This is a genomic window from Amycolatopsis sp. NPDC003731 (assembly GCF_053586895.1).
In genome coordinates, this window is record NZ_JBSFNC010000066.1 from 1 (window position 1) to 11,132 (window position 11,132).

The following is an 11,132-nucleotide window of genomic DNA, read 5'->3' on the forward strand; positions in this document are numbered from 1 at the left end:
ACGCGGACGGTGGTGCCGGGTCAAGGCACGCTTTCCCGCCTTGACGCGGTACCACCGTCCGTAGTGACAATCGCGGCTTCGGGGTGGTGGGCACCGACCTGCACAGCGTGAGTAAGCCGAGCTGGATAGAACGCTCTACCCAGCCCGTATCCTCGATGCCATGGCAAGGACCAAGGAACGCATCATGGCCGCCGGCGCCGAGCTTTTCCGGCGCAACGGCTACGCCGGCACCGGCCTGAAGCAGATCGTCGCCGAGGCCAACGCGCCCTTCGGGTCCCTCTACCACTTCTTCCCCGGCGGCAAGGAGCAGCTCGGCGCGGAGGTCATCCGGACCTCCGGGCTCGCCTACATCGCCCTCTTCGACCTCTTCATCGCGCCGGCGGACGACGTCGTCAGCGGCATCGAAGCCTTCTTCGCCGCCGGGATCGCGACGCTCGAAGCCACCGATTACGTCGAAGGGTGCCCGATCGCGACCGTTGCCCTCGAGGTCGCCTCCACCAACGAACCGCTGCGGAAGGCCACCGCCGACGTCTTCACCGCCTGGATCGACGCCGGGACCGAGAAGTTCGCGAAGTTCGGGCTCACCCGGGAGGCCGCCCGGACCCTCACCATCACCGCCGTCAACAACCTCGAAGGCGCTTTCGTCCTCTGCCGCTCGCTGCGGGACACCGAAGCGATGGCCGTCGCCGGGGCCGCCACGGTCGACGTCGCGCGGCGGCTTCTCCAGGAGAACACGCAACTTTAGTCGGTAATCGAACACAAATCACCAACATGGCGCTTGACCGCGCAGCAAGCAACAGCGTATTGGTCTAGTCCTCCTGCCTCACACCGTCGTTCGGTTGGAGTCGCCATGCGCCGTGTCCTCGCCGTCGTCGCCGCCGCAGCCGTGGTCGCGGCCGTCCCCACCCCCGCCCAAGCCCTCGAAAACGGCCTCGCCCGCACCCCGCCGATGGGCTGGAACACCTGGAACACCTTCGAGTGCAACATCAACGAGACCCTCGTCAAGCAGACCACCGACCTGATGGTGAGCTCCGGGATGCGCGACCGCGGCTACACCTACGTCAACCTCGACGACTGCTGGATGACCTGGTCCCGCGACGCGAGCGGGAACCTCGTCGCCGACCCCGCCAAGTTCCCCAGCGGCCTCAAGGCGCTCGGCGACTACATCCACGCCCGCGGCATGAAGTTCGGGATCTACGAAGACGCCGGCACGATGACCTGCCAGGGCTACCCCGGCAGCCTCGGGCACGAACAGGCCGACGCGAACCTCTTCGCGAGCTGGGGCGTCGACTACCTCAAGTACGACAACTGCCACAACGACAGCTCCACCCAGCAGGACTACATCCGGCGCTACTCGGCGATGCGCGACGCGCTGCAGGCCACCGGCCGCCCGATCACCTACAGCATTTGCGAATGGGGCTACTTCGACCCCGCGACCTGGGCCGCGGACGTCGGCAACCTGTGGCGCACCACCGGGGACATCACCAACAACTGGGGCAGCGTCGACGGGATCTACCGGCAGAACGTCGGGCTCGCCTCCGCCGCGAAACCGGGCGCCTGGAACGACCCGGACATGCTCGAGGTCGGTGACGGCATGGACTTCCAGGAGGACCGCGCGCACTTCACGCTCTGGGCGGCGATGGCCGCGCCGCTGATCGCCGGCGCCGACCTGCGCTCGGCCAGCGTCGCGACCTTCTCGACCTACCTGAACCCGGACGTCATCGCCGTCGACCATGACCCGCTCGGCAAACAGGCCACCCGGATCGCCACCGGGAACGGCCTGGACGTCCTCGCCAAACCGCTCCAGGACGGTGCCGTCGCGGTCGTGCTGTTCAACGAAAACAGCACCACGAAGACCATCTCGACGACGGCCGCCGCGGCCGGGCTGCCCGCCGCGGCGAGCTACCGGCTGACCAACCTGTGGTCGAAAGAACTCACCACCAGCGACGGCACGATCAGCGCCGCCGTTCCGTCGCACAGCACCGTGATCTACCGCGTCGCACCGGGGTCCGGCTCCAGCATCGGCACCATCCAGCCGATCCAGGGCGCGTCGTCGGCGCGCTGTATCGACATCAACGACACCATCGCCGACATCTGGGACTGCGACGGCGGCACCGACCAGGCCTGGACGTTCACCGGCGACGGCGAGCTCAAGGCCGACGGCCGCTGCCTGGACGCCGAGAAGGGCGCCACGACCGCCGGGACCAAGCTGCTCGCCTGGACCTGCCACGGCGGCGCGAACCAGAAGTTCAAGCTGGAAGCCGACGGCTCGATCACCCAGGCCGGCCTCTGCGTCGACGTCACCGGCGGCGACAAGCCCGCCGGCAACGTCAACGGCGTCCAGCTCGAACTCTGGGGCTGCAACGACGACGCCAACCAGAACTGGTCGCTCAAGTCCCGGTGAGGTGCTCCGGCCGCACCGGGACGCGGGTGAGCGCGAGCCCGGTCGCGGCCCGGATCGCCGCCACGATCGCCGGGGTCGAGGAGATCGTCGGCGGCTCGCCGACCCCGCGCAGGCCGTACGGCGCGTGCGGGTCCGGACGTTCGAGGACGTCGATGCTCATCGGCGGCATGTCCAGCACCGTCGGGATGAGGTAATCGGTGAAGGAGGGGTTCCGGATCTTCCCCCCGGAGGTCTGGATCTCCTCCATCACCGCGAGCCCGAGCCCCTGCGCCGAACCGCCCTGGATCTGGCCCAGCACGGCTTGGGGGTTCAGCGCCTTGCCGACGTCCTGGGCGCAGTCCAGCGCGACCACCTTGACCAGGCCGAGTTCGGTGTCGACGTCGACGACCGCCCGGTGCGCGGCGAACGCGTACTGCACGTGCGCGGTCCCCTGCCCGGTCTCCGGGTCCAGCGCCGAAGTCGGCCGGTGCCGCCACTCGATCGTTTCGTCGTGGACGTCGTCGCCGAGGACGTCCACCAGGTCGGCGAGCACCTGGCCGTCGGCCGCGACGAGCTTGCCGCCGACGACCCGCGTCCTGGCGTCGAACCGGGACAGCAGCCGCGCCCGCACCGCCACGCACGCGGCCTGTACCGCGCCGCCGGTGACGTAGGTCTGGCGCGACGCCGACGTCGAGCCGCCGTTGCCGATCGAGGTGTCCATCGGCAGGATCGTCACCTGCTCGACGCCGAGCTCGGTGCGAACGATCTGCTGCAGGATCGTCACCAGGCCCTGGCCGACCTCGCAGGCCGCGGTGTGCACGGTCGCGGCCGGCTCGCCGCCGACCAGCTGCAGGCGCACGCGGGCCGTCGAGTAGTCGTCGAAGCCCTCGGAGAAGCAGACGTTCTTGATGCCGACGGCGTACCCGACGCCGCGGACGACGCCTTCGCCGTGGGTCGTGTTGGACACCCCGCCCGGCATGTGCCGCAGGTCGAACGGCCGGTCCGGCGGCAGCGGCATGCCCCGCACCCGGTTCAGCAGCTCCGCGACCGGCGCTTCGGCGTCGACGACCTGGCCGGTCGGCATCAGGTCGCCCTCGCTCATCGCGTTGCGGACGCGGATCTCGACCGGGTCCAAGCCGCACGCACGAGCGAGCTTGTCCATCTGGGACTCGTAGCCGAACGCGGCCTGCACCGCGCCGAAGCCGCGCATCGCGCCGCACGGCGGGTTGTTGGTGTAGGTGCCCCAGCAGTCCACCGACACACTGTCCACTTTGTACGGTCCGACGCCGAGCGTGGCGGCGTTCGCGACCACCGCGCCGGTCGAGGACGCGTACGCGCCGCCGTCGAGGTACAGCCGCGTCTTCACGTAGACGAGCCGTCCGTCGCGGGTGGCGCCGTGCTCGTAGTACATCTTCGCCGGGTGGCGGTGGACGTGGCCGTAGAACGACTCTTCGCGGTTGTAGACCATCTTCACCGGCTTGCCGGTGTGCAGCGCGAGGAGGCAGGCGTGCACCTGCATCGACAGGTCTTCCCGGCCGCCGAACGCGCCGCCGACGCCACCGAGGGTCAGCCGCACCTTCTCGGCCGGCAACCCCAGCGCGGCGACGATCTGCTGCTGGTCGACGTGCAGCCACTGCGTGGCGACGTAGAGGTCGACGCCGCCTTCGGTGTCCGGCACGGCGAGCCCGGACTCGGGGCCGAGGAACGCCTGGTCCTGCATGCCGACCTCGTAGACGCCGGAGACGACGACGTCGGCGTCGAGGTCCTGCGGGCCGCGGCGGATCTTCACGTGCCGGACGACGTTGCCGCCTTCGTGCAGCGAAGGCCCTTCGCCCGCGACGGCGGCTTCAGAGTCCGTCACCGGCTCCAGTTCCTCGTAGCCGACCTTGATCCGCTTCATCGCGCGGCGCGCGGTCTCCGGGTGGTCGGCGGCGACCAGCGCCACCGGTTCGCCCTGGTAGCGGACGACTTCGGAGGCGAGCACCGGCTGGTCGGCGTGCTCGAGGCCGTAGCGGTTCACGCCCGGGACGTCGTCGTGGGTGAGGACCGCGTACACGCCCGGCACGGCCAGGGCTTCCGCGATATCGATGCCGGTGATCCGGGCGTACGGGTGCGGGCTGCGCAGCGTCACGCCCCACACCATGTCCTCGTGCCAGAGATCCGAGGAGTAGGCGAACTCGCCGCGGACCTTCACCGTGCCGTCGGGGCGCCGCGGCGACGTGCCGACGCCGTTCGCGGTCGTCGTCGTGACCGAGGTCGTGCTGGTCATCGGCCCTCCCGCAACCGGGCGCTCGCGGCGGCCAGCTCGCGGGCGATAGCGGACTCGTCGGCTTCGCGCAGGGTGCCGTCCTCGACGACGGCCTTGCCGCCGACGAACAGGCGGCGCAGCGGCGGCGTGGTGCCGAGCACCAGCGCCGCGACCGGGTCGGCGATGCCTGCGTAATTCAGCCCGGTCAGGTCCCAGACGGCGAGGTCGGCGAGCTTGCCGGGCTCGATCGAGCCGAGGTCGTCCCCGCGGCCGAGGCAGCGGGCGCCGCCCATCGTGCCCATCCACAGCGCTTCCCGCGTGGTCAGCCCGCGCGGGCCGCCGCGCTGGCGGGCCTGCAGCAGCGACTGGTGGAGCTCTTCGCCGAGGCCACCGGATTCGTTGGACGCGGCGCCGTCGGCACCCAGGCCGACCGCGACCCCGGCGTCGAGGAGGTCGCGGACCGGGGCGATGCCGGCGCCGATGCGGCCGTTGGACGTCGGGCAGTGCGCCGAGCCGGTGCCGGTCGCACCGAAGCGGCGGATCGCCTCGGGCGCGAGGTGGATCGTGTGCGCGAGCCAGACGTCGTCGGCGAGCCAGCCGAGCTTGTCGGCGTACTCGGCCGGGGTGCAGCCGGCCTCGGCGAGGCACTGCTTCTCCTCGTCGACGGTTTCGGCGAGGTGGGTGTGCAGGCGGACGCCCTTGCGCCGGGCCAGCTCGGCCGCGCCGGACATCAGCCGTTCGGTGACCGAGAACGGCGAGCAGGGACCCGCGGCGATCTGCAGGTGGGCGCCCGCGGAGTCGTCGTGGAAGCGGTCGATCGCCGCTTCGGTGCCGGCCAGCGCGTCCTCGGTCGACTCGACCAGGTTGTCCGGCGGCAGGCCGCCGTCGGACTCGCCGCGGTCCATCGACCCGCGGACCACGTGCAGCCGGACGCCGATGCGCTGGCGAGCGGCGGCCAGCGCCGCGACCTGGTCGCCGCCGTCGCGCGGGAAGACGTAATGGTGGTCGGCGACCGTGGTGCAGCCGGTCAGGGCCAGCCGGGCCATCCCGGCGGTGCCCGCGGCGTGCGTGATCTCGTCGTCGAGGCGGCTCCAGACCGGGTAGAGCGCGACCAGCCATTCGAAGAGCGTGTGGTCGGCGGCCATGCCGCGGGTCGCCCACTGGTAGAGATGGTGGTGGGTGTTGATCAGCCCCGGCGTGACCAGGCAGCCCGCGGCGTCGACGCGCTCGTCGAACTCGCCGGTGTACACGCCTTCGCCGACCGCGGCGATCCGGTCGTTCTCGACGACGACGTGGCCGCTCGCGTACTCCTCGCCGGTGACCGTGGCGATGGCCGCGTTCGCGATGAGTGTCCTCACGCCACGCCTCCCTTCGCGGCCGCGCGGACCGCGTCGAGGATTTTTTCGTAGCCGGTGCACCGGCAGAGGTTGCCGGCCAGTGCCTCGCGGATCTCCTCGTCGGACGGGTTGGGGACGCGGTTCAGCAGGTCGTGTGCGGCGACGACCAGGCCCGGCGTGCAGAACCCGCACTGGACCGCGCCCGCGTCCACAAAGGACTGCTGGACCGGGTGGAGGGTGTCGCCGTCGGCCAGCCCCTCGACCGTGCGGACCACGCGGCCCTCGGCCTGCCCGGCCGCGACCAGGCAGGCGCACACCGGGAGGTCGTCTAGGTAGACCGTGCAGGAGCCGCATTCGCCCTGCTCGCAGGCGTTCTTCGAGCCCGGGAGGCCGAGCCGCTCGCGCAGCACGTAGAGCAGGCTCTCGCCTTCCCAGACGTCGTCCGCCTGCCGCGGCTCGCCGTTGATCGTGACATTCAGGCGCATGCGCGCTCCCCCGTCCGATGTTCGTCCCAGGCCCAGGTCAACGTACGCCGCGCTAGTACCCCGAGAGCGTGCTTCCGATACGCGGCGCTGCCCCGGACGTCGTCGATCGGGGACGTCGCCGCGGCCACCAGGTCGCCGAAGCGCCGCTTCAGCGAGTCGGGCAAGGCTTCCGCCGAGTCCCACGGCAGCTCGGCGGCCAGGAAGTCCTCGGCCTCGCGGGCGCGGCGCGGGGTCGGGGCGGCGGACCCGATCGCGGCGCCGACCTCCCCCTGCCGGAGCGAGAGCGCGAAGGAGCAGACCGCGATGACCATGGCGTTGCGCGTGCCGACCTTGGCGAACTGCTGCGGCCCGGCCTGCGCGGGCAGGTGGACGGCGGTGATCAGCTCGTCCGGCTCGAGGGCGTGGCGTTTCACGCCGACGTAGAAATCCTCCGCGCGGAGGACACGGGTCCCCCGGACGGAGGCCACCTCGATCCGCGCGTCCAGGGCGAGCAGCACCGGGTGGGTGTCGCCGGCGGGCGAGGCGGCCCCGAGGTTGCCGCCGACCGTGCCGCGGTTGCGGATCTGCGGGGACCCGACCGTGCGCGACGCCATGGCCAGCGCCGGGACGGATTCACCCAGTTCGGCGATGACGCGAGAGTACGGGACGCCGGCGCCGAGCCGGACCGTGTCGTCCATAGTGGACCACTCCGTCAGCTCCCCGACCGCGGTCAGGTCCAGGAGGGCGTCCGGGCGCCTGTGGTCGAAGTTGAGTTCGACCATGACGTCGGTGCCGCCGGCGATCGGCAAGGCGCCGGGCCGCTCGGCCTTCAGGGCGAGGGCCTCGGCGAGCGTCGCGGGACGCAGGAACTCCACGGGCTGCTCCTTCGTGAGGGCGATAGACCAGTAGACGACGGATCACGGCCGGGCGGCAACGGCACCACGCATGAAACGCACCGCAGCGGACGCGGGGCCGGTTGTGCTTTCCTACAAGCCTCATGACGACCGTGAAAACTCTGCTGGGGCTGCCGGGGCTGCGGCTGCGCCCACGCGCCGGGACCGACCTGCTCGACCGGCCGGTGACGCGCATCTACGTCACGGAGCTGTCCGACCCCGGACGGTACCTTTCGGCCGGTGAGCTGGTGCTCTCCGGCCTGCTCTGGTGGCACGAGCCGGGTGACGCCGAGCCGTTCGTGGCGGCGCTGGCCCGCTCGGGCGCGGCGGCGCTGGCCGCGTCCGGCGCGGACTCGGGCGGCATCCCGGACGACGTCGTCGACGCCTGCGTCCGGCACCGCATCCCGCTCCTCGAGGTGCCCGCCGACCTGTCGTTTTCGGTGATCACCGAGCAGGTGGTGCTGGCGCTGGCAGCCGCGTCCGACAGTGCCCGCAAACGTTTGCAGGCCGCGGCGGAGGCGCCGGTCGAGACGCTGGTCGAGCGGGCTTCGGCGGAACTGGGGCTGCCGTGCTGGGTGCTGTCGGGCCTTGGCCGGCTGATCGCGGGGACGGCCCCGTTGCCGATGCCGCCGGAGGACGTCGTCCGCCGGTACGCGGCCCGCGAGCCGGGGCCGCTGACGGTGCTCCCGGTCGAGGGGCGGCACGCGGTGCCGTGGCTGATCGCCGCCGGGGGGCCGTTGAGCACCGCGCAGGCCGAGCTGGCCGAGGAGGTGGCGGGGCTGGTCGGGGTCACGCGGGCCCGCAGGTCCCGCCCGGAGGTGTCACTGCCCGAGGACGTGTGCGTTGTCGGGTTGCGGACCGAAGGCAGCGACGAGAGCCGGGACATCCTGGACGAGTTGCTGCCGGACGCGACGTTGCTCGATTCGCCGGGCGACACGTCGTATGCGGCGGTAGCCACGCCTTCCCTGGCGGGCCTGTCCATTGTGGAGCCGCTGCTGCGAGCTTCGCGGATCCTGTGCGGGGTCAGCGATCCGGGCCGGGTGGACGAGGCCGTGGAAAGTGCGCGGTACGCCGTGGCGGTGGCGGCGCGGCGGCCGGGCCGGGTGGCGGTGGTCCGGACCGGTGACGTGGCGGTGCACGAGCTGCTGCTGGCCGGGGCGCCGGACGGGGTGCGCGCGGCGGTGCGCCGTCGGGTGCTCGGGCCGTTGCTGGCCTACGACGCGGAGCAGCACACGGACCTGGTGCACACGGTCCGCGTGTTCCTGGAGTGCTCGGGCTCCCCGACCCGGGCGGCGAAGGCGTTGCACGTCCACGTGAACACGCTGCGCTACCGGATCGGGCGGGCGGGTGAGCTGCTGGGCGCGGACCTGACGGAGTTCACCGACCAGCTGGACGTGTACCTGGCCTTGCGCGCCGGCGACTAGAACGCCCGCTCGCCCGCTCGGCGCAGGGGGAAGACCTCGCACCCCACCGGCCGCCGTCTCGCGTTGCGTGACCGGGGGCAAGGGGGAGGATGAGCGGGTGGACCCCGAAATCACCTCGGCCCGGCAGGCGGCGGACGACGCCCGCGTGCTGGCCTTCGGGCGGCTGCAAGGCGCGGCGCACCGGCTCGGGTACCTGCTCGGGCGAGCGTTGGAACGCGAATGCGGGATCACGCACCTGATGTACGAGGTCCTGCTGATCGTGGGCCGCACCGGCGCGGACGGGCTGACCATGCGCTCCATCGCCCAGGAGCAGGTGCTCACCACCGGCGGCGCGACCCGCCTGGTCGACCGGATGGAGGCGCTCGGGCTGGTGACCCGCACGGCGTCCCCGAGCGACAAGCGCGTCCAGCTCGTCCGGCTGACCTCGTTCGGCGAGGAGACGACCGTGCGGGCCAGCCGGCTGCACGTGGAGAACGTCGAGCAGTTCTTCTTCCGGCCGCTGCCCGAGGACCACCGGGCGCGGTTCGCCGACGACCTGCGGACGTTGAGCCACTTCGCGCGTGACGCCCTCCCGCGGCTGCGTTAAGCCGCGACCGGCGCCGCCCCTTCGAGGGTCTCTCGCAGCTTGGCCCGGTCCAGTTACCCTCCGGACTTCGCCACGACGAACGTCGCCACGCAGTTGCCCAGCAGGTTGACGAACACACGCATCGAGTCCATCAGGCGGTCCGCTCCCAGCAGCAGGCCACGCCCGCCATGCCCTTCGACGTCAGCATCAGGATCAGCACCGCCAGCAGCTGCTGGCCGAGCCAGGCCGGTCGCCGCGCGGGAGCAGCCGGCGTCGGTGAGCTTGGCCATGATCCGCGGCATCACCGACTCCGTCGAGGCCGTGCCCAGCGCCAGGAGGAACTCTTCACGCGTGTAGCGGAGGAACTTCCAGACCGAAACCCCGGCGTAGCACCGGGAAGTCGCGGCGAGGACGAGCGTGAACAGCAGCGCGAACGTCGTGACGACCTCGAAGTAGACGACGGCTTTGAGTCCGATTCGTCCGACCGCTTTGAGGTCGCCGACGGCGGCGATGCCGGTCACCACGACGCAGAAGATCAGCGCCGCGATGATCAGACGTCCACCAGCGCTTCTTCTTCTCGGCCATGGCCGGACCCTAAGCATCGGATGTTCCGGCGGTGTTGACGCTCGCAGTGACGTACCCGACGCCCGCGTCGGGCGCTGCGGCAGACTGACCGGGTGGGCAAGCGGAAGCAGGTCCGCGTCGGCCCGCCGCCGACGACGGCCGAGGAGTTCGGCGAGGCGCTGTTCGCCGCCGTACCGGGCGACGCGGACTGGCTGGCGCCGGACTTCACCCTGCCGCCCGCTCTCGCCGCGGCTGCCGATCTGATCGCCGGGCAGCTGATCGGCCGCGCGTGCCGGGGTGGCTGGCTGCCCGAAGACCTCCGCCAGGTGGCCCGGCGCCGCCTGGACGAGTTCGCCGGCTCGTACCTGCTCGACGCCCTCGCCGCCTACGCCGGGCAGTTCCCCGCAGTGCACCCGGACTGGCTGGCCCAGCTCGACGCGGTCCGCTGGTGGAACGAAACCGAGCCGCACCTGCCGCAGTGGGCGGCGAAGCACATCCTCACGCCGTCCGAAGCGGTGGCGGCGGTCATCGACGCGGTCGGCCTGCTGAAGACGCTGCCCCCGGTGACCGTGGTGCTGCCCGCGCCGGGCACCCCGCTGCCGCGCGCGGCACGCCACCCTGTCGACGACAAGAAGCTGAGCCGGGTCCGCGCGCTGCTCGCGAAGGCCGAGTCGAGCTCATTCCCGGAGGAGGCCGAGGCTCTTTCGGCGAAGGCGCAGGAGCTGATGACCCGCCACGCCCTCGACCGGGCACTGGTGGAGGCGGGCACCGGTGCGCCGGACCGGCCCGCGGCCCGCCGCATCTGGCTCGACACGCCCTACACCGACGCGAAGTCGCTGCTGGTCCACGTGGTGGCGAAGGCCAACCGCTGCCAGGCGATCTTCGACGCACGCTGGGACTTCGTCACCGTCGTCGGCGACGAACTGGATTCCGTCGAGCTGCTCACGACTTCGCTGCTCGTCCAGGCGACCCGGGCGATGATCGCCGACCCGGCGGGCCGGTCCCGGGATCTCCGGAAGTCGTTCCTCGTTTCCTACGCCACCCGAATCGGCGAGCGGCTCGAGCAGGCGGCGAAGGCGACGATCGCCGAGGCGCCGGGCCTGCTGCCGGTACTGGCATCACGCGAGGCGCAGGTGGCGGCGGCGTTCACCGAGCTGTTCCCCGAGGTGGTGTGCAAATCGGTGACCGTGCGCAGCCACGAAGGGTGGGGCGCGGGGCGGGAGGCCGCCGACCGCGCCCAGCTCGGCGAGTGAC

10 protein-coding genes are annotated in these 11,132 nt (G+C 71.7%); 5 read left to right on the top strand and 5 right to left on the bottom strand.

Going from position 1 to position 11,132, the window contains the following annotated elements; all coding sequences use genetic code 11:
* Positions 1–160: 160 nt before the first annotated feature.
* Together ACWDN5_RS25530 and ACWDN5_RS25535 are read left to right on the top strand one after the other, a co-directional pair.
* Positions 161–745: a TetR/AcrR family transcriptional regulator gene (locus ACWDN5_RS25530; RefSeq protein ID WP_449678017.1), complete on the top strand. Its 585-nt coding sequence runs from the start codon at positions 161–163 to the stop codon at positions 743–745.
* 105 nt (positions 746–850) lie between these two features.
* Positions 851–2,404 carry a glycoside hydrolase family 27 protein gene (locus ACWDN5_RS25535; protein WP_449678018.1) on the top strand — a complete coding sequence of 518 codons (1,554 nt, stop codon included), beginning with the start codon at positions 851–853 and terminating at the stop codon, positions 2,402–2,404.
* Here ACWDN5_RS25535 and pucD read toward each other — a convergent pair.
* Genes pucD through ACWDN5_RS25555 form a run of 4 tightly spaced genes read right to left on the bottom strand, consistent with a single transcriptional unit; the run spans position 2,391 to position 7,307 of the window.
* A complete protein-coding gene (gene pucD, locus ACWDN5_RS25540; RefSeq protein ID WP_449678019.1) occupies positions 2,391–4,652 on the bottom strand; it encodes a xanthine dehydrogenase subunit D in 2,262 nt (753 codons plus the stop codon). The two genes, ACWDN5_RS25535 and pucD, sit on opposite strands and share 14 nt — an antisense overlap.
* On the bottom strand, positions 4,649–5,989 hold the full coding sequence (locus ACWDN5_RS25545) for an 8-oxoguanine deaminase (protein WP_449678020.1): 1,341 nt from the start codon (positions 5,987–5,989) through the stop codon (positions 4,649–4,651). Before ACWDN5_RS25545 ends, pucD begins: the two co-directional genes overlap by 4 nt.
* Positions 5,986–6,453 (bottom strand): (2Fe-2S)-binding protein, encoded by a 468-nt coding sequence (locus ACWDN5_RS25550; RefSeq protein WP_449678021.1) that lies wholly within the window; start codon positions 6,451–6,453, stop codon positions 5,986–5,988. Before ACWDN5_RS25550 ends, ACWDN5_RS25545 begins: the two co-directional genes overlap by 4 nt.
* Complete coding sequence (locus tag ACWDN5_RS25555) at positions 6,444–7,307, bottom strand: FAD binding domain-containing protein (protein ID WP_449678022.1); 864 nt, start codon at positions 7,305–7,307, stop codon at positions 6,444–6,446. Before ACWDN5_RS25555 ends, ACWDN5_RS25550 begins: the two co-directional genes overlap by 10 nt.
* 122 nt (positions 7,308–7,429) lie before the next feature.
* Here ACWDN5_RS25555 and ACWDN5_RS25560 point away from each other — a divergent pair, with 122 nt between their 5' ends.
* Both ACWDN5_RS25560 and ACWDN5_RS25565 read left to right on the top strand, forming a co-directional pair.
* The gene (locus ACWDN5_RS25560; RefSeq protein ID WP_449678023.1) at positions 7,430–8,749 is read left to right on the top strand and encodes a PucR family transcriptional regulator; all 1,320 of its coding nucleotides are present in this window, start codon (positions 7,430–7,432) and stop codon (positions 8,747–8,749) included.
* A gap of 97 nt (positions 8,750–8,846) precedes the next feature.
* A complete protein-coding gene (locus ACWDN5_RS25565) occupies positions 8,847–9,335 on the top strand; it encodes a MarR family winged helix-turn-helix transcriptional regulator (RefSeq protein WP_449678024.1) in 489 nt (162 codons plus the stop codon).
* Positions 9,336–9,388: 53 nt separating this feature from the next.
* On the opposite strand, the gene ACWDN5_RS25570 is transcribed toward ACWDN5_RS25565, so the two are convergent.
* Positions 9,389–9,916, bottom strand: a complete 528-nt coding sequence (locus ACWDN5_RS25570; RefSeq protein ID WP_449678025.1) for a cation:dicarboxylate symporter family transporter — start codon at positions 9,914–9,916, stop codon at positions 9,389–9,391.
* 75 nt (positions 9,917–9,991) lie between these two features.
* Here ACWDN5_RS25570 and ACWDN5_RS25575 point away from each other — a divergent pair, with 75 nt between their 5' ends.
* On the top strand, positions 9,992–11,131 hold the full coding sequence (locus ACWDN5_RS25575) for a DUF2786 domain-containing protein (protein ID WP_449678026.1): 1,140 nt from the start codon (positions 9,992–9,994) through the stop codon (positions 11,129–11,131).
* Position 11,132 lies beyond the last annotated feature (1 nt).